At 45.0% G+C, this 23137-nt stretch carries 13 protein-coding genes; 3 read left to right on the top strand and 10 right to left on the bottom strand.

The window, feature by feature from the left end; genetic code table 11:
• Positions 1–68 precede the first annotated feature (68 nt).
• The 3 genes from CPIN_RS14290 (at position 69) to CPIN_RS14280 (ending at position 2038) form a co-directional block, all read left to right on the top strand.
• A complete protein-coding gene (locus tag CPIN_RS14290) occupies positions 69–518 on the top strand; it encodes a GyrI-like domain-containing protein (RefSeq protein ID WP_012790520.1) in 450 nt (149 codons plus the stop codon).
• A gap of 67 nt (positions 519–585) precedes the next feature.
• Positions 586–1554 carry an SAM-dependent methyltransferase gene (locus CPIN_RS14285; protein ID WP_012790519.1) on the top strand — a complete coding sequence of 323 codons (969 nt, stop codon included), beginning with the start codon at positions 586–588 and terminating at the stop codon, positions 1552–1554.
• Positions 1555–1591: 37 nt separating this feature from the next.
• Positions 1592–2038, top strand: a complete 447-nt coding sequence (locus CPIN_RS14280) for a hypothetical protein (protein WP_012790518.1) — start codon at positions 1592–1594, stop codon at positions 2036–2038.
• Positions 2039–2124: 86 nt separating this feature from the next.
• On the opposite strand, the gene CPIN_RS14275 is transcribed toward CPIN_RS14280, so the two are convergent.
• The 10 genes from CPIN_RS14275 to CPIN_RS14230 all read right to left on the bottom strand — a co-directional run bounded on the left by CPIN_RS14275 (position 2125) and on the right by CPIN_RS14230 (position 22955).
• Positions 2125–4398 carry a glycoside hydrolase family 3 N-terminal domain-containing protein gene (locus CPIN_RS14275; RefSeq protein ID WP_012790517.1) on the bottom strand — a complete coding sequence of 758 codons (2274 nt, stop codon included), beginning with the start codon at positions 4396–4398 and terminating at the stop codon, positions 2125–2127.
• Positions 4395–7340 carry a discoidin domain-containing protein gene (locus tag CPIN_RS14270; RefSeq protein WP_044218676.1) on the bottom strand — a complete coding sequence of 982 codons (2946 nt, stop codon included), beginning with the start codon at positions 7338–7340 and terminating at the stop codon, positions 4395–4397. The genes CPIN_RS14275 and CPIN_RS14270 overlap by 4 nt, the downstream gene beginning before the upstream one ends.
• 118 nt (positions 7341–7458) lie before the next feature.
• The gene (locus CPIN_RS36655; protein ID WP_012790515.1) at positions 7459–8685 is read right to left on the bottom strand and encodes a DUF4998 domain-containing protein; all 1227 of its coding nucleotides are present in this window, start codon (positions 8683–8685) and stop codon (positions 7459–7461) included.
• 20 nt (positions 8686–8705) lie between these two features.
• On the bottom strand, positions 8706–9941 hold the full coding sequence (locus tag CPIN_RS14260) for a DUF4959 domain-containing protein (protein WP_012790514.1): 1236 nt from the start codon (positions 9939–9941) through the stop codon (positions 8706–8708).
• 33 nt (positions 9942–9974) lie between these two features.
• On the bottom strand, positions 9975–11885 hold the full coding sequence (locus tag CPIN_RS14255) for a RagB/SusD family nutrient uptake outer membrane protein (RefSeq protein ID WP_052306958.1): 1911 nt from the start codon (positions 11883–11885) through the stop codon (positions 9975–9977).
• A 16-nt stretch (positions 11886–11901) separates the two neighbouring features.
• The gene (locus CPIN_RS14250) at positions 11902–15348 is read right to left on the bottom strand and encodes a TonB-dependent receptor (RefSeq protein ID WP_012790512.1); all 3447 of its coding nucleotides are present in this window, start codon (positions 15346–15348) and stop codon (positions 11902–11904) included.
• Between the two features lie 183 nt (positions 15349–15531).
• Positions 15532–16668: a FecR family protein gene (locus CPIN_RS14245; RefSeq protein ID WP_012790511.1), complete on the bottom strand. Its 1137-nt coding sequence runs from the start codon at positions 16666–16668 to the stop codon at positions 15532–15534.
• 121 nt (positions 16669–16789) lie between these two features.
• A complete protein-coding gene (locus tag CPIN_RS14240) occupies positions 16790–17374 on the bottom strand; it encodes an RNA polymerase sigma-70 factor (RefSeq protein ID WP_012790510.1) in 585 nt (194 codons plus the stop codon).
• A gap of 226 nt (positions 17375–17600) precedes the next feature.
• Positions 17601–20336, bottom strand: coding sequence for an SGNH/GDSL hydrolase family protein (locus CPIN_RS14235; RefSeq protein WP_012790509.1), 2736 nt, complete (start codon positions 20334–20336; stop codon positions 17601–17603).
• 276 nt (positions 20337–20612) lie between these two features.
• Complete coding sequence (locus CPIN_RS14230; RefSeq protein ID WP_245552112.1) at positions 20613–22955, bottom strand: ABC transporter permease; 2343 nt, start codon at positions 22953–22955, stop codon at positions 20613–20615.
• Positions 22956–23137: the final 182 nt, after the last annotated feature.

Genomic DNA, 23137 nt, shown 5'->3' with positions numbered 1-23137 from the left:
GACACTACTGACATAGGGTTGTCACCTCCCCCTGGTAAATTCGCTGCCAATAATCAAAAACACAAATAATGGATATTCAACAGTTTAGCGTAATTGGTATCAGCATCGTAACCACAAACGAAAACGGACAGTCAGAACAAGACATCCCGGCATTATGGCAGCGCTTCTTTTCTGAAAATATACAGGCATTGATTCCTAACAAGATCGATGATACGATTTATAGCATATATACAGACTACGAGAAAGATCATACCAAACCATATACAACCATCCTGGGTTGCAGGGTATCCTCCCTCGATGTCATCCCTGAAGGCATGACAGGAAAAACAATAAATAGCGGGAAATACCACCTGCAGGTAGCAAAAGGGAATGTATCCCAGGGCGCCGTCTATCAGGAATGGGTAAAGATCTGGAATTCAGACCTGAAAAGAACCTATACGGCCGATTTCGAAGTGTATGGGGAACGTGCGCAAAATCCGGAAATGGCAGAAGTCGATATCTTCATCGCTGTTGAATAATGTTACAATACATAATGAAGCGGAGAAAGATTGACTATATTGTAGCAAAAGAATATTACAATTGCTGATGACCAATGAAGAGTTAAGGATGCGCTTGCTGCAATATGGGAAAGAAATTTTCAAACCGGGAGATTTTCATGATCAACTCGCCCCTGCCGTGATGGGTTATTCAGATCTCTTATCTGCACACTTTGTTATAGATGCGAAGGAAGGAAGAGCGCATATCAAAACGCCCCACGGAAACGCCATCGGCTCTTTATGGGCAGCACATTGCGGACGGGAAGTATTGAGAACCCAACGCTTTTCAAGAGGACTTGCTCATGCAATATCGGTAGTGCTGCTCAAAGGCAAAAAGCCCGTACACGTTTTATATGCCGGAACAGGCCCTTTTGCCACTTTAGCCTTACCTGTTATGATGACATTCAAAGCGGAAGACGTGCAGTTTACATTCCTGGAAATCAACCCTGAAAGCATTAATGTATTAAAGCGGGTCATAGATACTTTAGACCTCCATGCTTACGTGAAAGACATTCATCAGTGTGACGCGTCTGTATGGGAAGTTGTTTCAACTGATGTGGATATCGTTATCAGTGAGACCATGTATAAAGCGCTTTCAGCGGAACCGCAGGTGGCCATTATGCTCAATCTGGTCAGTCAGCTCCCACCGGAAACCGTTTTTTTACCTGAAGAAATTAAGGTATCACTCTGCAAATGGAACCAGCGGGATCAAGTGCCGCAACAAGTAGCAGAACTGATTTCTTTTGATAAGGAATGCATGTATTCCATCATCCAACAATCATCCGGTAAAAACTGGGTATTCAATAATCAGCAGATACAGCTTACACTGTCGGAAGAAGAACAACTTTATCTGGCGACAGATATAAGGGTCAATGAGGGGAATACGCTGCTCCTGAATGAAAGTTCACTGAACCTTCTTGCAAAAGTAAAGCTTACCAAAAAACAAGGCGCCATCAGCCTGCATTGCCGGTATAGTCTGCAAGATCCTACCGGGTTCAGTATCAGCGAAATTGAATAGCATCTTTTTATATTGAATAACGGGGTTCGTCACTTATATGAGAATAAGTAAGTATTATCTGCAAGCAACACTCTATCCATTCCTGATCACAGTCGCCATTACGGCTATCTTTACCGTCGTAGAAAACAAGCACCTGAGTAGTCAGGGGTTGACACAGAAAACGGCTATAACAACAGCCATTCTGTCCAGTATTTTATACTGTTTGTTGCTGAATGTACTCTGCCTCACTATTTTCTTATGTAAACTGGAAGTAGTAAAAAACAGCCTGTTACTGACAGTATTAAGCTGGTTTTTATTACCCTTGTCCCCTACTTTAGTGATCATCCTCAAAGATTTCAACTACTACATGGACATTGGATTATCATCAGCAAGCGGGGACCTGCTGTATTTAACATTATTGAATGGACCACTTATAATCGGGTTGATCCGGGCGTTTATATCTTACAGGAAAGCATTATCCTCTCTTCAACAGACAGATAAATAATTTGAACAGCCAGGCAAATGCCCGGCTGTTCAAAAAACACAACTGCTAAAACCAACCTCTTTTAGTCTCTTTTATAAAAACAGCTATCACTTTACCTGGATCACTTTTGTAAAGTGAATGTTATCAGCGGCAGCACCTATCTGTAATTCAAATGCACCTGGTTCTACAACATAATTCATCTTTTCATCGTACAAACCCAGCTCTGAAACCGGTATTTCCAACTGTACTGTCCGGGTTTCTCCTTTCCTGATCAATTCCTTGCTGAATGCCTTTAACTGCTGTACAGGTGTTGCAACTGAACTCACCTTATCACGCACATATACCTGTACTACTTCCTTTCCATCCCTGTTGCCGGTGTTTTTTACATCGACGGCAATTTTGATAACGTCTTTTTCCGTCAATATAGTGTCTGCTATTCTGCAATCCAGGTATTGAAAAGTTGTGAAACTCATTCCTGTCCCAAATGCCCAGAGCGGATCCGGACGATCAAAGATATAATGGCCTTTAGGCTCTTCCGGACTACCAGGTCGGTCGAAAGGTTCATTACGATCTGTTATAAAATGGTTGTAATAGATCGGCGTATTGCCGGTACTACGTGGGAAAGAGACGTTCAGCCTTCCGGAGGGATTCACCGCCCCTGTCAGTATATCGGCCAGTGTATTACCTTGTTTTTCGCCGCCATACCATTGTACCAGCAGAGCATTAGCATTTTCCTTTACCCATGGCATAGCCAGTGGTTTACCTGCGATAAATATAACGATAAATGGTTTGCCTGTTGCTTTAATGGCTGTCAGCAGTTCCTGCTGTACACCTGGTAATTCCAGTGAACTGAGATCAAAGCCTTCTCCCGCAGTAGAATATTGCGGACTCCTTCCCAGAAAAGTACTACGCGTTCCTATAGCTACAATGGTCAGGTCACTCGCCATTACATTTTTTACTGCAGCTGCTATACCTGTCGTATCCTTACTCCACCAGTCGCAACCCTGTGTATAGTGCAGTTGTACCTTATTGCCAATCGCTGCTGTCAGACCTTCTAATAAGGTAGTCCCTTCTTTGGTATTACGACTGGTCCAGGAATAATCACCAAAAACGGTCTGATCTGCATTAGGGCCAAGCACGGCGATCGACTTATACTTTGCTACATCCAGCGGGAGAATGTTATTTTCATTCTTGAGCAGAATGGCGCTTTCATCGGCCACCAGTTTGGCTATTTCGACGTGTGCCGCACTGCGCACTACCTTACTCACCCTGGCCGGATCGCCAAAGGGATTCTCAAACAGTCCCAGTTCAAATTTAACCGCAAGTACATGGCGAACTGCCTCATCGAGATACCTGATGTCCACCAGACCACTTTCTACTGATTTTTCCAATGTACCCTCATAAGCTCCGTCCACATCCAGATCAATACCTGCGATCAATGATTGAATAGCGGCCTGTTCACGGGAATCTACCATATGATGAAAGCTCTGTAAACGTTCTACTGATCCCCAGTCAGAATAAACATAGCCTTTAAAACCTAACTCTCCACGTAAGATATCTGTCATGTAATAGCGGGAACCACTTACCGCTACGCCATCATAAGCGCTGTAACAGGACATGACAGATAAGGGATTGGTATTCGCGATCACCTTTCTGAAAGGATACAGGTACAAACTTCTCATATCCCGCTCTCCCCCACTCACATTAGCACAGTTCAGTCCTCCTGAAGGTGAACCATGTGCCACAAAATGCTTAGGCGTACAGGTGATATTGAAGGACTGATACCCTTTAATAAAGGCTGTTCCCATTTCAGCAATAAGGAATGGATCTTCCCCAAAAGTTTCTTCCACACGTCCCCAGCGAAGTTCCCGCGCAATATCCAGTACAGGAGAAAGTATCTGATGAATACCAATGACCTGCGCCTCCTCTCCTGCAGCGGTGGTCATCTTCCTGATCAGTGCAGGATTAAACGTACTGCCCTGCGCCAGTTCATGCGGAAAGAGGGTACAATTGTTTTGCAGAATCCCTTCGATCCCTTCCACAGCAGTCAATACCGGAATGCCCAGCCGTGTTTTTTTCAACATGTAAGTCTGGAGTTGCTGGTACATCTCTGCGCACTCCTGCGCATTCATACTCATTTCATGTGTACAACCGAAACTCTCTCCTTTAAAAATATTCGCTATTTCATCAGTCTTTCCGGCTCCCCTGTTTTGCAACTGCAATACCTTTTCCCGTAGGGTCATGCGTTTCAGCAGATCTTCCACACGTGCAGATATCGGGGCTTTCTTGTTTTTATACAGCGCCGTATCCAGTTGTTGACCTACGACAGCAGATATGCCGTAAGTCAACATGAATATGCTGAGAATGATTATTTGTTTCATTTCCGTACGATATGGTTATTAAATGGTTCTGCAGTGAGCTTGAACCCATCTTTACCAACTGCATTGCTATCGAACTCAATCGTTACTGTCTTTGTCTCACCATTCATCAGGGAGAAATAGTTATCACTAAAAATGGCAGGAAGAATCTGCTTACCATCTGTAGCACCGGTCAGCAGCAGTCTGATTCCAAAAGCGGCGCTTGCCGATGATACCGGGTTATTGATTGTAGCGGTAACATATGTTTTGCCATCTGCTTTAGTGGTCTTGTATTGTACTTTCAGCTCCGCCTTTCCAAGGGTATTTAAAGCGCTATAGTCCTTGCGCTTATTACCACGCCAGTAAAAGTTTTCAGAGATAGGCCGACCATCCTTACCGGCAAGCTTCAGTTTGATGAAATGTACGTCACTCAGTCCGGCGCTGGCCACATCCCCCTGATATACTTCAAAATCAAACAGCGAATACCCCCACCAGCTACCGCGCTCTATACCATGCATTCTTACATAACGTGCAGACACTTCAGGGAAAACAATCTTCTGCTGCCCAACACGTCCTTCATCAGTACGGTATACCTGCTGCCATCTTGAATTATCATCAGAGACCTCTATTTTAAAGGATTTCGCATAAGCCTCCTCCCAGTTCAAACCGACGCCATTTACTACTGCTGTTTTTCCCAGATCCACACAGATCCATTCATCATCGTTATACCTGCTGGCCCAGCGCGTCTGTGCATTGCCATCATTGGTAGCAGATGGATCTCCGTCCTGGGAAGAAGAAGCAAACATCTTTTTACCTCTTGCGAGATCCGTCTGATCTGGTGTCAGATCGAGTTTAAAGGCTTCACCCGCACTATAAGCAGGAGAAGAAATTTGGGCAGATTTACTGTATTGTTTAACAATACGCCCATCCAGGTTATAAATTTCTGCACTGGCAGTAAGATCGGTCACCTCGCTACGCGTGGTGTTTACGACCTTAATGGCATTGGTAACCGGGTTCCATTGGATGTGTAATGGCTCACATGCCTTTTTAGCTCCAAAATAAGCCCCCGTGAGGTCGTAATAATAATCGTAGGTCTGCCATACCATAGATGGATATGCGGACTGGCTCATCCAGGTCATTACACCAGCGGCATCTTCTCCGATGTGATCCAGCCAGCCTTCATACATCGCTTTATTACTTTCGAGATTGACAAACTGCGCCTTACGGCAATAATCCTCAATACCTTCCGGTTTTCCATATCCACGGGAGATCATCTGGTCGTATTCATCCGGACCGGCATTGAAGGCATTCGGACCAAAAAAGTGCTGATTCCACATTTCATTACGCGGCCACCACTTCTCCTGTGGCATAAACTTCTTAAAGCTCTCTATGTTCACAAAAACAGCGGTGCCGATCTCACTACGCATTCCCCAACCTTTGTTGCCACCAAGACCTGTCGGATAAGCTGTAAAGTAATACCTTGGATCTTTTGCCATCCAGGGACCACTACCGGTCAGTCCTTCCGCATGAGAATTAGGTTGATAAAAGCGGTCTCCTTTATCAAAAACACGCACATCTTCCCTTAACCAGTTATTCAATGGTGGTTCTGGCCAGCCTTCATTATCTGCACACCAGATCGCCACAGCAGGATGATTCCTGACACGTTTGATTTTTTCGATGGCGTTGGCATTGAAAGCCTGTAGATCAGCAGGCAGATTCGGATTAGAATTCAACCAGAATTCATCCCATACCATAATACCATACTTATCGCAGGCTTCGTAGAACTCTTCATCAGTCGTCAAACCGATCCAGTTACGGATCATATTAAAGTTCATTTCCTTGTGCAGACGAACCTTCGTATCGTATTCAGCCCCACGGCAACGCAACATGTACTCCGACATACCCCAGTTACCTCCTTTGATAAACACCGGCGTACCATTGATTGCAATATGCAACACATCACCGGTAGTATCATAGCTATAGCGTTTAACACCAAACTTGACCTGTTTTTCATCGGAGATATTATCCCCTACCGTCAGTTTCAGATCCAGCTCATAGAGATTAGGCGCGCCATAACCATTGGGCCACCATAAACGGGGATTGTTCAATATCAGTTGTTCAAAATCGCGTTTGGTAAAGCTGATATCTTTGGTGCTGTTGCGATTAACACGCACTTTCTGTGAAAACTGGATGTTACCAGGCATGATAGTACCCTGTAAGGTGCCATCCACATCCTTCGAAGCGCTGTTTTTAACCTGCATGGATAAGGACACATAAGCCTTTGCATTGGTCGGCAGGTCTGTACGTACCCATGGATCCTGTATGGAGAGATCGCCGCTGGCGCTAAGGAACACTTTATCTGTAATACCTGAATTTAATCCGGGTACATATGGGATCCAGTCCCATCCTGCACTCGCCACATAATTGGGGCTACCCACATTCGCCAGTGGCTGTATAGGGATGCTTACAAGTACTGCCAGTACATTATCTCCATTGGTCACAGCATCATCAGTAATGTCAAAATGACCACGATCCATAAACCCATCCAGGTTACCAAGCAGTTTTCCATTGAGATAAACGGATGCCTTTCTGTTGACACCATTAAAGTTGAGCCAGACTCTTTTTTGTGCATAGGCTGCTGGTATTTTGAACGTCGTTCTATACCAGAAATCCCTGTCATATTTACTGCGATCTACCTTATAGATATTATCGCCGAAATTGGGATCTTCTTCCTTGCCCGCGGCAACAAAAGAAGAAAAGGTAGTACCCGGCACGATTGCTTTCGTCCAATCCGATGTTTGTAATTGCGAATCCTTTGCATTTGTACCGGTTTCGGCAGCTGATTTTACATACCAGATCTGCTGGTCTGAACTACCCAGACTGACAGTATTTACCTGTGCAGCCACTACTGTTGGAAATCCGAGGGCAGCCATTACAACCAGCGCCCTGCCTAATAAATGGTTCATTCCCGTCATTAGAAAATTGAGCTTTAAAAAATATATTCCTGTAACAAAATCCCGGTATTGTAAGACCGGGCAACATAGCAGCCATGCAACACGACATTACACGGCTGCCTGTTAATGATTATCTTATCCTGAGTGCTACTTTTTTGAACTGCAGATAGGTATAAACTGATCCGCTGACCACCCATCCAAAGGTGACGGTGGTTTGCTGTGTCAATGTGAATGTAAGCGTATGTGTACCGCCGATAGATCCGCCATCTCCATGGAATAAAGCCAGTACGGCACTGTTACCACTGAGGTTATCGATATCAGGCAAGGTTGTACCGGTGGCCACCACCTCATTGGCATCCATGCTACCACCGTTGCCTGCTGTTACAACATCCAGGTCGTAGGTACCGGCAGGCAGTGTGAATGATTGATACACTTTACCATTCACCAGCGGCGCATCACCCCAGTTCTTTGATTCAAAGTGAATACAACCGCCATTATCCGTAGACCATCCACCTCCCTGATCGTTATTCTGGTTCCTGGCATTGGCGTTCACCTGCCAGTCTCTTGGCAAGCCCCATTTGCCGGTTCCATTATCACTTCTGTAAAAAGGATCTCCAGGATTCTTGATAAATACAGCCGTTACGTCGCCGGCACGTGTGATCTGTGCAAAATTGCTGACATCCCCCACCTTAAATGTATCCAAGGCATTGCGCTGAGGAATATAACTGGATTGATAAGTGACGGTGGTACCGAATTTAAAATCGGCCAGGGTAATGGCATTGCTGTCCGGAGATAATTCTACTGTCTGTAACATATCATTGTTATCAGTGTATTGCAGCTTCGTGCCTGTATTGATAGAATCAGGCGTATTAAACTGTACCCTGACACTACCGTTGAGCAGATCCAGGAGATAGGGTGTAGCGGCATTATAAGGGCGGTTAAAGAGACCACTCTGGTATTTAGTACCATACACCCGGACACCGTTAAGATTCACCGCTATGGATGTCCTTCCTTGTCCGTCGACGGAATACACATTGAAATTATACGTACCCTCACTCAGGCCCGGAACGATCACAGCCGCCGTGTCATTCGGATCATGACTATCCGCTGTAAGCGTCAGTGAATCCTGTTTATTATTCCAGTAGATCTTATAATGGGTGATCTTAGGATCGGGACTGGGATTCCAGTAAAGCATCGTACGCAGGTTACCCGCCCTGTAACCGGCATTCTGGATAATACCTGGATAATAGATCTCCCCATCTTTCACCAGGTCTCTGTAGGCTTCGTTCTTTTTGGAACAAGCCGCCATCGTCACTGCAAATAGCAGCCAGCTGATATTTTTTATGTTCAGGTTCATTGCTTTGCTCGTTGTTGTGGTTATTGCGGAATTCCGGAAAAGGTGACTTCTCTGATAATCGTGTAATCAAGTCCGAACCAGGTATCTTTCACGACAATCCGGACGTACTTTACTGGCGGGATACCTGTCGGCATACTAAAATCAATCCCGTTATTTACATAGGCTCTGTCAGCCGCATTGGTTTGTCCCTGTGGCAAACCGGAAGGAGGATCCGGTACCCGGAAATTGCCGAGGCATATCCAGTCACCGCTCTGTGTACCCTGTGGTACACCGCCGGGCGTGGTCGCATCTGCAGGGTTTTCAACGTTAGAACCATAGATGGTAAAGTTTTTCGGATTGTTGGCCCCATAGTCCCTGAAATACATCATAAAATGGGTCAGCGTATAACTTCTGCCGATACCAAAAGAACATTGCATCAGTCGCTGACTGGTACCGATAGTCGTCTGCCAGGCATTAGCACTGTTATCTTCTGTGATATTACCATCCCACATGTTCTGTACGACACCACCATAACCGATTACGGCATCACTTGGCATGAGGTAAGGAAAGAAGTTCCTTTTATTCAGTATTTCTTCATAACCGGGGGTAATTGTCACGACCATCGTATCAGAAATATTGCCGTATCTGTCGGATATATAAACACCAAATTTGGTGGGCTCAGGCTTATAACCTCTTAATGAATAGTTAATGGCGGCCAGATTTGTATAGTTTTCGTTGGCTATTGCAAAATTGCCGGTCACCGGATCTATAGTAAGAGTATTGATGGCAATTGCATTCTTTGCCGTATTAGCCGCCTGTATATTGATCCCACCATAGTCACTGCCTATTTTAAGTGATTTCCTGATCAATGCGTAATAAGGGGTATCAGGATGTACCACAACCGTTACCGGATCGGAAGCAATATTAGAACGGGTCACTGCCTTCAGTGTCACTGTATACTCCTTACTGTCATGGAAGCCTTCCAGGCGGAGGGTATCGAAGAAATAACTTGATTTGATCTCCCTGTTGACACCATCCCGAATACTATAATTAGCCACTACATACAGCAGGTCCTGGTCACCGGGCAGATCGTATTTAACAACTGCTGCTCCATTGTAGTTGGTCACTCTTACATTGGTGACCGGCCCTGGTTTATTCTTACCGGTAGCATCCGGTTGCCGGTAAACATCGTCTTTATTGCAGGCGCTCAAGGTAACTGCTGTCAACACGATCAGCAGTATGGCGACTATATGATAATTTGTTTTCTTCCAGTTCATAAAATAACGTGTAATTGGTTTATCAAAATCATATTACCAGGCCGGATTCTGAACGAGATTGCTGTTTACAACAAGGCTGTTTGTTGATATCGGCCACAGGTAGTCGCGGGTACCAAACACAGGTATCTCCACGTTCTTCGCCCGGTAATAGTTGATGGCCTGGTCTTCATAGACACTCCATCCTTTCAGGGGAGCGCTTAATACCATCTGCAACTCTTTCCATCTTCTCAGGTCCCATCCGCTCTGACCTTCAAAACAGAGTTCGATACGGCGTTCCTGGTGGATGATATCTCTTAAACCGTCTTTGCTGTTTGGTTTGTTAGGATCTTTTGCATACCGGGTCCAGGCATCTGTTACACCCAGCAGGCCGGCACGTTCCCTTACCCTGTCAACATAGGACAAAGCCTCTGCCGTCGGTCCGTTTACTTCGTTAAGCGCTTCCGCATACAGCAGATAAAGACCTGACATACGCATTACCGGCATAGAGAAGTCCGTCCAGTTAAACCCGTTATCATATACGGTGAGATAGTTGGCCAGCTTTTTAGGCCAGTAACCGGTGATATTGGTTTTCTGTAATGTCTTCGGACCAGCAAGTGAGGATTGTCCGCGTGCTTCCACATAATGCGGGTTAGCGCCATCCAGGATGCCATTTCCAAACCATATACCGCCATCAAACCCGATGCTGGCATAGAACCTTGTCTCCCGGTTAAAATGGGCTTTAATGGTCGTATAACCCTGTTTAATGTAGGGTGCATTTTCAGCATCTCCCATCTGTAACTGATTACGGCCACCGTAATCCCAGTTTTTATCCTGTTCTATCGGCACGCCATTATTAGTATAAAACAGATCAGTCGTGGAGATAGGCACCGCAAAGTAGGCTGGGTTATCATTGTCATTCTGGTTCGCACGCTGCGTCATACGGGGTATGCAATACTCCTGTCCGTGCCATATCGCATTTAAAGACCAGATCAGTTCTGTATTGATATCCCAGCGTTGCGTCAGCGAGGTCTGGAAAACAAGTTCCTGCCTGATCTTGTCCGGTAGGTTACCGACACCAGGTGCGGGTATAAAGGTGTTATTCAGCCGTAAGCCTACACCTTCGCATACATCGATCGCTGCTTTACATGCGGCAGCTGCTTTTTGCCATTTAGCAGCATCATAAGGGGAGAAAAGTGCGGTCCCTTCTTGGTCTTTAAAATTGGAATAGTCAGGATTTCCATTGAACAAAGGACTGGCGGCCGTCATCAGCATTTCTGCTTTAATGGCCATTGCCGCTGCTTTCGTCACTCTGCCTAACTCCTTGGCAGGGTTATCGATGGTGGCAGGTAAATCTGGTATTGCTTCATCCAGCAGTGCTGTGATGTAATTCACGACTACATCAACCGGCTGCCGTTTCACTTTCACTTCCTCCGGACTGGCCTCTACCGGCAGATTTTTATCTACTATCGGTATAGGGCCATAGAGACGCAACAGGTAGTAGTGGTAATATGCTTTTAAGAATTTGGTCTCCGCAATCCATCTGATTTTCTCTTCAGCTGGCAGATCCGCCGGTTTATCAATATTCTCCAGCATGGTATTACATTTCCGGATGGCCTTATACATAGCGATACCGTTACCGCTACCATCCCAGTAGTTTAATCCCGGATTACCTGCGTTCTGTGTACCGGTAATCAATGCAAACCCGGTTATATCAATCGGATTGCCAGGCAGATTCATTGGAAAGATGATCTCTGAAGACATGGTGAAGCCAGGGCTTCTGTTAAGGTCATTGAGATTCTGTATCGCATTATAACAGGCAAAGAGATAATTTTCCGCTTCATTTCTGCTTCTGAATGCATAATCCAGCGTACCCACATCAGGCGGTACCACATCCAGGTATTTTTTACAGCCGTTGCCGGACAGCAACAAACCGATCAGGCATAAATATTTATATAATGATTTCATATTGTTTGCGCTTGTTTTAGAGGTTGACATTGAGACCGGCATTAAATACTTTCTGAATAGGATATGCGAAGCCGCTGCCACCCAATTCCGGATCCCACAGCTTGAAAGAACTCCAGGTAAGCAGGTTCATCCCATTCAAATAAATTCTGCATTTCTGGATGCCCAGTCGCTTGATGACAGGTGCTGGTAATGAGTAACCGATTTCTGCGGATTTAAGACGCAGATAAGAACCATCCCTCAGCCACCAGGTACTCGGCTGCAGGTTATTCTCTATATCGTTACGATTGATCCCTAAACGAGGATAAAGCGCGTATATATCCTGGTTGTCTTCTGACCAGTGACTATCCGCAAACTGTTTGAGCAGCTGCGTATTGCCGTAAACATAGGAATCCGGACTCTGCACAAAAGGGCTGACTCTTTTAGGATCAATGAAGAAGGATACCCTTGCCTGTCCCTGGAAGAATGCGGAGAGATCCCAGCTTTTATACTGTATGGAAAAGCCGCCACCATATATAATTTCCGGCACCATCGGGTAGCCGACAAAAGTCTGATCCCGCTCATTGATTACGCCATCTCCGTTGAGATCATAGTATTTAATGTCACCTCCTCTTGGCGCTTTACCGGTAGAAGAAAAGATCTGCGAAGGGGAACTCTGCGCTTCTGCATCGTCTACGAAAAGGCGTTCAGCAATATAACCATAACCTGAACGGATCGGGTGACCAACAGTACGGCGCCATGGCTCCGGATAATCCGGTTCTTCATAGTAAGTGTATTTACTGGTAGCCAATGTAAAGTTACCCCGACCGGATACCAGCAGGTTTTTCCCCAGCTGACTTCTGTAATCCGCAGAAAGGTCAATCCCTTTTGAGCGGGCCTTACCCAGGTTGGCATATATATCTGCTTCCAGTCCGTTGGTAGTTGGAATATAAGAGCGCTTCTGCAAAATGTTATAGCGGTTGTAGTTGTAATATTCCGCTGTAATGTTCAGGTTTCGAAGTGTTGTAAGCTCCAGCGCGAGGTTCAGTTGTTTAGATGTTTCCCAGGTCACTTCAGGATCGGGATAGTTGTTAATGGCAACGCCAGGTCGGCTATAGCCACGGTTGATACCGAATTCAGCTCCACCTCCTCCAGCAAGGTTGACATTGGAACTGTAGAAGAACCTTCTGTCGCTGATTGCGTCGTTACCTACCAGGCCATAGCTTCCCCGGACTTTTAACCTGTCAAAAATATTATGTAATGGTTGGAAGAATTTCTCTTCTGACACGATCCAGCCACCACCGATTGTTGGGAAAAACCCAAAGCGGTGTTCTTCAGAAAATCTTTCTGAACCGTTATAGCCGAAGTTAAATTCTGCGAAATACTTTCCTTTATAGTTATAGGCGGCACGACCTGCCAATCCCATGTTTCTGTGTGGTAATGCATCCACCAGTTTGCTCGCATTGGAATAAACGACCTGTTGTCTGGTTAATACGAGTGTACCAGACACATTGTGATCTTTGAACTGTCTGCTATAATCGAGGTTACCCTGTATGTATACATTCGTATTGATTGTTGAGCCGCCAGGAAAATATTCCAGGTACTCGATCGCATCTCCCGGATTCTGATTCAGCCAGCTAAGGGAATAGCTGTTCTTAGCCCTGTCATAGGAAGCGACATTATAGTAGAAAGGCTTGTACCCCAGATTAGCATCAAAATAAGCATACCTGTTGGTCTCGAACAAACCATGAAAATGTAGTCCTTTCGTCAAAAAATCAAACTTCTGGTTCAGTTCCAGCTGTGCTAATACACGGGATTCAGAAGAGGTTTTGTGCCCTCTCAGTAGCAGCGCATAAGGATTGTTAAAAGGGATACTGTTAAAAGTACCCTGTGGTGCGCCAAAAAGAATATGTTGCGTTGTAAGGTTTGCGGAATCTGCCGGGAAATAAGCAGGGAATAAAACAGGACTGGTATGTAAAGCCAGGTTGTAGATATCCGAGTTAAATGAACCATCTGTTGTCAATGGTCCCTGATAGGAACTAAAGGTACCGCTGAATCGTAATATTATCTCCGTTGTTTTGGTAAGGTTCAGATTGACATTGGAACGTAACTGGTAGTTCTGAAATTTGATATTGTTGTTATTGTTGTTGTTCCTGTCCTCTGCGAGGTTACCATGATCCAGGTTATAAGAGCCTGCCACATAGTATCTTGCCAGCGGACTACCACCACTGATACTCATATTCCCGCGTTGGGTACTTGTACGTTTCTTGAGCAGTACACTTAGCCAGTCAACAGCAGGATATACATATGGATTATAACCCGGGGCTTTATTAATAGTGTTGATCGTGTTGTTGATCTTATCCTGGTTAAAAGGGAGTGGCTGCGTCGGATCACGGGTCAGTGTACCTTCGTTGAACAGCTTCATATAGGTAACAGGATCGGCGATCCTGAGGGATTGGGTATTCTGGGAAATCGCATTTTCCAGCCTTACGTTGATGGCGAGTTTACCCATCTTACCTTCCTTGGTATTCACCAGGATCACCCCGTTTGCACCACGTGCACCATATAGAGCGGTAGCACTGGCATCTTTCAGGATAGAGAAGCTGGCGATATCATCCACGTTCAACCGGGCCAGGTCATTTGTGCTGAGTTCAATGTTATCGATCAATATCAGCGGGTCTACCTTATAGCCAAATGTGGTCACACCACGGATAAAGAACTGGGCGTTATCCTGACCGGGTTGTCCGGTAGGCTGATAAGCGATAATACCAGCGGCTTGTCCGCCTAAGGCCATTGTCAGGTTACTCGCAGGAATCTTCAGATCAGCCGGTCTTACAGAAGTCACCGATCCTACAACCGCCTCTTTACGTTCCTTCTTACCAAAAGCCGTGATCACCACTTCTTCCGCACGCCTGATATCATCCTGCAAAACAACTTTCAGTGCTTTATTAGTACTGGTAACCGTAAAGATCTGACTGACAAAACCAACATAGGAAATTCTCAAGACTGTGCCTTCCTTTACAGTCAGCACGAAGTTGCCGTTGGCATCTGTAACGGTACCTATTTTAGGATTATCAGCAACAGTAACAGTCACGCCAGGCATGGTCTGTCCTTTGGAATCAGTGACATTACCCGTTACGGTAATGTCAGCATCGGCTGCCTCGATATTATTCTTTTTAACAGCACCGCCTTCATGCGCCATCCCGATACTGATATTCTTATCCTGGATCGTGTAATTCAGCGGCGTATTTTTCAATACCTCTTTCAGTGCTGTTTCCAGTGGTGTGTTATCAAAATCGGCATTAAATCGTGGCAGATCTTTGATCATCTTTGCCGACCATACCACATTGTATCCGGTTTGTTTATTCACTTCCACGAAAAACTGTTTCAGAGAAATATCTCTTTCGTGCAGTGTCATTTTTTGTGCGAACACCGAGGCGTTCGCTTGTAACAGAGAGAAGAAGAGCAGTACTGTAGTGATCTTCATAAATCGCAGAATTTTTCCTGCCAGACCGGGAGGCCTGCAAGTGTTGACAATAAAAAAATGTGGCATCTGATAAAAGACGGTTTAAATAAATAACGTGTTGAATCGCCCAAAGACGCAACCGGACGGCCTCTCCAGGTAGCTTCTCTTCAGCATAGTTGGTTATAAATGATATTTTTTGGTTGCTTACTTTCTACTGATCATAATGGTGGTTCCTTCCTGCCGGAAGCGGGCGGCCCCGGTGTTTTCAAGGAGATTAAGCAGTACAGAGATATTACTCTGGCGGGTAGCTACCACACCAAAGGTTTCACTACGCAGGCTTTGATCTTCAAAAATATAACTGACATTGTACCAGCGGGACATTGCTTTCATAATGGTTTCCAGCGACTGATCATCAAAACGGAAATAACCATCTTTCCATGCAATCACGTCGTCAATATTCACTTTGGATACTTTCATGGCGCTCTGATAATTTGCCTGTTCGCCCGGTCTGAGTGAAGCCTGCTGCTCACCGGCAATTACCCGTGCAGCGCCACTGACCAGGGTTGTACTGATACCCGGTTCATCTCCATAGGCTTTGATATTAAACTCCGTTCCCAGGTCTTCCGTAATAACCGATCCTGTGACTACCCTGAACGGCATCTTTTCGTCGTGCGTTACCTGGAAATAAGCTTCACCGGTTAATGTGATACGGCGCTCGCTGGCATTGGAAAATGTGACAGGAAACTTCAGACTGGACATCGCATTGAGCCAGACCGTCGTCTTATCCGGCAACACGACCATAAACTGACTACCAGCAGGCGTACTGATCACGTTATAAGCGAGCGCCCCATTGCTACCTTCCTGTTGTTCTCCTCCCTTAATATTATATATCAGCTGACCATTAGCAGCTTTTGTAACAGTCACATTACCCTGAGTGGCGATATCGCCGTTTGCAGCGTCAGAAAGCAACACCTGGCTACCATTGGAAAGTGTCAGAATGGCGCCACCTGCCAGCTGTTTACCGGTCGTATCAATCCCTTTTTGTACAAGCTGCTGCTTGGGCCTGTGTTTTGTAAAATATATACTGGTGGCTGTAATGGCAATGAATGCCACAGCGGCAGCGACCGCCCATTTTTTCCAGTTCCGGGAAGAGGTGTTCAAACCGGTCGCTTCATGGATACGGGACAGCATTTCGTGGTAAACCTCATCCTCCTTTTCATAGGATACAGCATCATGGTATGACTTTTCCCTATACCAGGCATTCAGCTCCTCCTCTTCGGCTTCGGTAGCTGTGCCATCGGTATATTTCTTAACTAACTCATTAATTCTCTGTAAATCCATATGTTAGTTTGCCGGTGGAATTATTCAACCTGGTCGTATGTTACAACGACGGCTGCTTTCATAACGTACTATATGTATATAGTGTCCATGAAAAGGGTGCTACACCCTATGAGAGAAAAAATTATTTTCGGAGCAATAAGATCTGGGCGATCGTCAGTAATGGGATACCATGGTTTCTCAGTTTACCACGGATAATGCGCAATGCCCTGTTTAATGTATTTTCCACCGTTTTCTTGGTGATGCCGGTCCTTTCGGCGATTTCCTCATTTTTAAGCCCCAGATTCCGGCTGTAATGGAATACCAGGCGGCATTTTTCCGGCAATTCTTCTACAATGCCGTCAATCATATCTTTTAAAAAGCGGGCATGTAATTGCCCTTCCTCTTCATAACGATCGTCAAAAACGTAGTTTTCCTTTGCGAGCAGTGCACGACGCTGCTCCTTCCGGTAATATTTAAATACCTGGAATTTAACGGCAGTGGCCAGATAAGCAGCCAGATTCCGGATCTCGTAGCTATTACGCTTCTCCCAGAGGTCAATGAACACCTCCTGCACAATGTCTTTGGCAGTATAATCGTCCTCACTGTGATTTAATGCGACAATGAGCATTCTCTTCCAATACCTGTTGTAAATCTCGTTATAGGCGCCTTTTTTACTTTGTTGAAGGCCTTGCAACAGTTCTTCATCTGTGTATTGTCCGTATCCCATATTCAACCATCTAAGAAGCAATAACGTGTAATTATCCTCGTTTACATGACATCGGCAGCCCTTTTTACAGGTATAAGCAGCCTGGTACCTGTGTGGATCTGTAGTACAATTGCCGACAAAGGTATAAATAGTTATCGGCTTGTGGTAGTTACCCGATGATTTCGTGCTGAAGGGGGAAGAAACCGTTCCTCCTATGCAGAAGGAACGGTTTGGCAGGTTCAGCCTGCTATTGTTTGACAAATTTCAAGACCTGGTTAATCCCTGTTGATTTCAGTTGTATTAAATATACGCCTGTTTTCAGATGGTCGACCGCGATCGATTTCCCGAAGGAGCTCAGCTCCAGCTGACCCGAATTATTATATATTTTAATACTTACAGGTGTTTTGAGCCCACTTATATATAGGGTCGTCTGGGCCGGATTCGGATACACGGCAATAGTTCTTGCTACTTCTTCCGGATGGGTATCCGTAGCAGCCAGTGCCGCAACAGCAGCTATCTGCTTTACAGTATTAGTACTTTGTGCCAGGTTGATAACAGGATCACTGCCAAAGACACCTGCACCATCCAGCGGCGCATAAATTTCAAGACTCGATTTGAGCAAATTACCATCTACCATCGCGTTAATCTCCTCTGCGACCATACCGGAACGATAAAGGAGTAAGGTACTGTAGTTCGCCGCAGGGGCATTAGCTCCATTCAGGTCGAACATCGTTGGTACTATCTTTTCGTTGACTGAACCCTGCAATACCTTATCCACATATAACAGGGTTTTGCCCATTGCATAATAATGCGTCAGGGTGACTTTATGCCATTGATTGTTGTTGAGCACAGTAATACCCGGAATACCGGCTGAGGAAGCAGACGTATAATCTATTTTACCCGAAGCATTGATTGTTAATTTGTTCTGCCCGGCTGCAGTTGTGATCAGCAATACCTGTCCTGTGGACGAAGTCTGTATGTCATAAGAATAAGTAAAGGAATGCAGGATCTCTTCCGGTTTGATCTGCAATTTATATCCGCTGCTGGCACTCAAACTTAAAGAGGTACCGTTTATTTTATAGGGCTGGGTTTTGCCTGCCTTCAGGGCATCAAACAAAGAAGGAACAATGGCATACTTAAACTCCTGGTGTCCGGCATCATTCGGATGCAGATCATCGCTTTTATAACCAGTAGCCCATTTACCGGCTCCATTGTCCAGCGCTCCTAATAAATTTACACTGGCAACGTTCCAGGAATGAATCAATAAGTTCATCTGTTTAACAAAGTTGTACTCGGTTGCGGTATAATCTTCCCGGCTGTAACAGTTGGTAATGATTGGTTCAATCCCCTGCTGTCTTGCTTTATTGATCAGCAGTTTCAAATTGTCCCTGAACTGATTGAATGTCGCTTGTCCGCCAGTAGTGATGCCTTCGTTTCCCAATGACAGTGCATAAATTACATATTTACCGCAAACCGGTAACAGGTCCTTATCCCACCTGTTTATCACACTAATGGTATTATTACCCGGAATGGAAATATTCGACACATTCCAGGTCTGCCCTACTCCACTGCCGGCACGGGCGGTAAGCAACTGCGCATATAACTGGGCATATCCCTGGTTGTTGGTCGCCCCCGTACCAGAAGGAACAGAAGAACCCATAATAGCGATGCGGCTGATATCTTTTGTAAGACAAGCTGGTTCAAAAGCAACTGGGTCTACCTGTTGCATTTTCATCACGCCCAGGTAACCAAATGCACCTTCTGTTCTGGTGACCGTCAGGTTGATATGACCATTGTCATCAGGCATGATAATATCTGAGGTCCAGATGGTTTTGTTATTACCATTGTACCCCGTTCCGCCCAGATCTGTTCCTGAGGTTTGCAGCGTTCCGTTGTAGAATGTAGCGCCTGTCAGCGAATAAGTGGTAACGCGTTTTTCAGGATCATTCCGGGTACCAAACAAATTAAAGACGTAGCCTTTTGTTTTATCCAGACCTCTTATAGAAAGATCAGATGATCCGGTTGTGTAAAAATAGTCCTGTGTAGCAGCAGGAACAGCTACATCACCCAGCAAAGCTGCATTCGGTGACAGTAAACCGCCATTCTGAATACCATTGGAAAGAAAACTGGTAGTAATCGTAGCATATGCCCCGGTAGCTGCATTTGCTTTATCTACAAAATTAACCCGTGGAGCAGTCGTATTGATGTTGGTTACATTGTTCCAGTAGTTACCATTCTGATCAGGACTCGTAGTAATATTCCCGTTGGTAACATCATTAGGACCAAAATCAACATATACTGTTTTTAAAGGCGTCACAGGCGTCCTGACCTCCTCAATTTTCAGCACACCGATATAGCCGAAAGCACCCGCTTCTCTTTTAACGGTGATGGCAATCTGGCCTTTTATATCAGGGACAATCGTACCGGTGGTCAGGATTGTGCTGTTATTACCATTATAGCCTGTTCCGCCTAAATTTGTTCCGGAGGTCTGCAATGTAGCAGTATAGGTCGTTTTACCAACAAGTGTGTAGTTGGACCGGCGCACTTCCGGATCATTACGCGTAGCAAAAAAGTTAAAGACATAGCCCTTACTGACATCCAGCCCTTTTATGATAAAGGCGGCGGTATTGTCTGTATAAAAATAATCCTGCGTAGCTGTGTTGATCGCAAAATCCTTTAGTAAGGTGGCATTTGGTGATAATAAGCCGCCATTTTGAATACCATTAGTGCTAAATCCGGCGGTAATATTTATAAACGCACCCGAAGATGCGTTCCTGTTTGTTACCAGGTATACTGACGAAGCAGTTGTTGCAGCATTGGTAACATTGTTCCAGTAGTTCCCGTTGCCGTCCGGGCTCGTGGTGATATTGCCATTAGTGACATCATTCGGGCCGAAATCTACATAGAAAGTCCTGAGGGCCTGGGCATAGGTGTTGGTCGTGACAACACAAAGCAGTAAAAGATAGAAAAATAGTTTTTTCATGGTTTAATTTTTAGGTGAAGTGGACAGACCGGTAATCATCTGATGAAGGACAGATCCGGTCAAAACGGGGTACTGGGAGGGTCGCTATCATATGGTTAATGACATAAAGTGGAATCTCATGATGAGGTGATACAGGTCATAACGCCTCAAATGACAAATCAAGATAAGTATTTAATGGAGCAAATAGTAAAAAATCTAAGGAAGTATGCCGTATTAATAAAAAAAGCCCTCAGACGTATCTGAAGGCTTTTTGTTATAACATCCTTTTATAAACGGCTATTCAGCTCTCAGGCTTTTAACCGGGTCTGCTATTGCCGCCTTTACAGACTGATAACTCACTGTCAGCAAAGCAATTGTTACCGATAATAGTCCGGCCACTACAAACACCCACCACTGTATACCTACCCGGTAAGAATAACTTTGCAGCCACTGATCCATGCTCCACCAGGCGACAGGTGCTGCCACAAAAAATGAGATGGTTACCAGTTTCACAAAATCTTTTGACAATAACCCTGTGATACTGAGCACGGAGGCGCCCAATACTTTTCGTACGCCGATTTCCTTGATCCTGTTTTCCGCCATATAAGTAGCCAGACCAAATAAACCGAGGCATGAGATGAAAATAGTCAGCCCTCCGAACAAACCAGCCAGTATACTCTGGCGTTTTTCGTTTTCAAACTTCCGCGCATATTCCTGGTCAACCATTCTCGGATCAAACGCATATTCAGGATTGTATTTCTTAAATATGGTTTCCGCCTTCCGCAGGTTTTCTGCTATAGCAATATCCTTATTCAGCTTGATCTGCATCACGCGGAAACTCATAAAACTGCTTTTCGCACCGCATATCAGTATGGGTCTGGTGGGTTCATAAGGACTGGTCAGAATGAAATCCTTGATCACTCCTACAATATGCCACCGTATATCCAGATCATCTACTGTCTTACCGATCGGGTCTTTAAATTGCATGATCTTTAATGCCGATTCATTTATAATCAGACCTGTTGAGTCGGTCGGATATTTCTGCAGATCAAAATCACGTCCCTGTACAAATTGCAGTCCTGCGGTAGTTCCCAATCCTTCATCGGATAAATACCGGTCGAAAGAAGTTTTATCATTAGGGTCTTTCCCTTCCCAGTTCTGTCCCCACCCATTGCTCCATCGTTCTGTAAGCGGAGAGTTGGTTTTTGTAACAGAACTGGCGACTCCTGATGCCAGCAATTCGTTTTTAATCAGGGCATAATTCTTAGGTATATCTCCCGTCATAAACTGGTACACGAGATGTTCCTTGTTATAACCTGCATTCCGGCTACGCGCATAGTCTATTTGTTGCTTGACGATAATCGTGCAGATAATCAGGATGGTGGAAAATGTGAATTGTACCACCACCAGCAATTTCCGGGGAGTTAATACTGCATTCGCGCTCCTGAAGGTGCCTTTCAATACCTTAATAGGTTGAAATGAAGACAGGTAAAATGCAGGGTAACTACCCGCCAATAAACCAGTGAATAATATAAACCCGATAAATGCCAGTATTGCATAGGCATTGGTAAAGTCGATAAACAACTGTTTGTCGGTCAACTGGTTATAGGCAGGTAAACATAGCTGAACAATAAACAGCGCTATGATACCGGCCAGGAAAGCAAGACAGATAGACTCTCCGATAAAATGACCGATCAGGGATGACTTCTGTGCGCCTATCACTTTTCTTATTCCTACCTCTTTTGCCCTTTTTTCACTCCGCGCTGTACTGAGGTTCATGAAATTGATACACGCAATTACCAGTATAAATGCGGCAATGATGCCAAACAGTTTAACAAAAGTACCACGGCCGCCATTATCTTCTACCCCATTGGTGAAACTTGAATATAAACGCCAGCGATCCAGCGGATAAAGGAACAGCTGCCATTTCAGTGTTTTGGCGTCGTCGCTGTAATGCTGTTTCAGATCTCTCGCCTTCAGTGATGCCGCTGCATAACTTGCATTCGGTTTTAACAGAACAAAAGTGGGTGTACTGTTATCATTCCAACCCAGATCATGCCCTTCCCCATTTTTCAGATTGCTCCTGGGCAACAGGAAATCAAAATCAAACCGGGTGTTATTAGGAAGATCTTTGAGTATACCGGTAATGGTAAAATTACCCAGTTCTCCGATCTTTATAATTTTCCCCAACGCGTCTTCCTGATTGAACAAACTCTTCGCTGTGCTTTGTGTAACAACCACCCCGTGTACATCATTCAAAGCCGTTGTCGGATTACCTTCCAGCATCGGAAAACTGAATAGCTGCAGAAACCCGGTATCAACAATATTTCCGGACCTCATTATTCTGGTCTCCCCGTGGGATAACAGTTGTGAATTATTATGATTGACCCTGACCACACGCTCCACTTCCGGCAGATCTTTTTCCAGCGCAGGGCCAACCGGGTCAGACACCGTATTCCAGCAGGACGTGTTCCCTTCTACGGATACCCTGTTCCATACTTCGTATATCCTGTTTCTCTTCTCATGGAACTGGTCATAGCTGACCTCATTCTGTATCCAGAGCAGGATGAGTATGGTAGCTGACATGCCGATGGCTAAACCCGTAATATTGATAATGGAAAAGCTTTTATTGCGGATCATATTCCGGCAGACTATCCTAAAGAAGTTGCTGATCATAATAAGTCAATGATGTGAACAGGGCAAATTGATGGGAAGAATGAGCCAAAAAAAATGCCAGTTCGCCTTTCTCTATGATTTACAGGACTATACCATCGGTATAAACGTAAATTTGTTCATTTCTGACACAAAACCTGTCCGGTTTT

It is taken from the genome of Chitinophaga pinensis DSM 2588, from assembly GCF_000024005.1.
Taxonomy (GTDB): domain Bacteria; phylum Bacteroidota; class Bacteroidia; order Chitinophagales; family Chitinophagaceae; genus Chitinophaga; species Chitinophaga pinensis.
The sequence above is the reverse complement of the archived record's forward strand: the minus strand, read 5'-3'. Positions and strand labels throughout refer to the sequence as shown.

What these genes read in the sequence shown, in the direction of transcription:
- CPIN_RS14290 (WP_012790520.1), top strand. Translation starts at nt 69, where the DNA reads ATGGATATTCAACAGTTTAGCGTAATTGGTATCAGCATCGTAACCACA.
- CPIN_RS14285 (WP_012790519.1), top strand. Translation starts at nt 586, where the DNA reads ATGACCAATGAAGAGTTAAGGATGCGCTTGCTGCAATATGGGAAAGAA.
- CPIN_RS14280 (WP_012790518.1), top strand. Translation starts at nt 1,592, where the DNA reads ATGAGAATAAGTAAGTATTATCTGCAAGCAACACTCTATCCATTCCTG.
- CPIN_RS14275 (WP_012790517.1), bottom strand. Translation starts at nt 4,398, where the DNA reads ATGAAACAAATAATCATTCTCAGCATATTCATGTTGACTTACGGCATA.
- CPIN_RS14270 (WP_044218676.1), bottom strand. Translation starts at nt 7,340, where the DNA reads ATGAACCATTTATTAGGCAGGGCGCTGGTTGTAATGGCTGCCCTCGGA.
- CPIN_RS36655 (WP_012790515.1), bottom strand. Translation starts at nt 8,685, where the DNA reads ATGAACCTGAACATAAAAAATATCAGCTGGCTGCTATTTGCAGTGACG.
- CPIN_RS14260 (WP_012790514.1), bottom strand. Translation starts at nt 9,941, where the DNA reads ATGAACTGGAAGAAAACAAATTATCATATAGTCGCCATACTGCTGATC.
- CPIN_RS14255 (WP_052306958.1), bottom strand. Translation starts at nt 11,885, where the DNA reads ATGAAATCATTATATAAATATTTATGCCTGATCGGTTTGTTGCTGTCC.
- CPIN_RS14250 (WP_012790512.1), bottom strand. Translation starts at nt 15,348, where the DNA reads ATGAAGATCACTACAGTACTGCTCTTCTTCTCTCTGTTACAAGCGAAC.
- CPIN_RS14245 (WP_012790511.1), bottom strand. Translation starts at nt 16,668, where the DNA reads ATGGATTTACAGAGAATTAATGAGTTAGTTAAGAAATATACCGATGGC.
- CPIN_RS14240 (WP_012790510.1), bottom strand. Translation starts at nt 17,374, where the DNA reads ATGGGATACGGACAATACACAGATGAAGAACTGTTGCAAGGCCTTCAA.
- CPIN_RS14235 (WP_012790509.1), bottom strand. Translation starts at nt 20,336, where the DNA reads ATGAAAAAACTATTTTTCTATCTTTTACTGCTTTGTGTTGTCACGACC.
- CPIN_RS14230 (WP_245552112.1), bottom strand. Translation starts at nt 22,955, where the DNA reads ATGATCCGCAATAAAAGCTTTTCCATTATCAATATTACGGGTTTAGCC.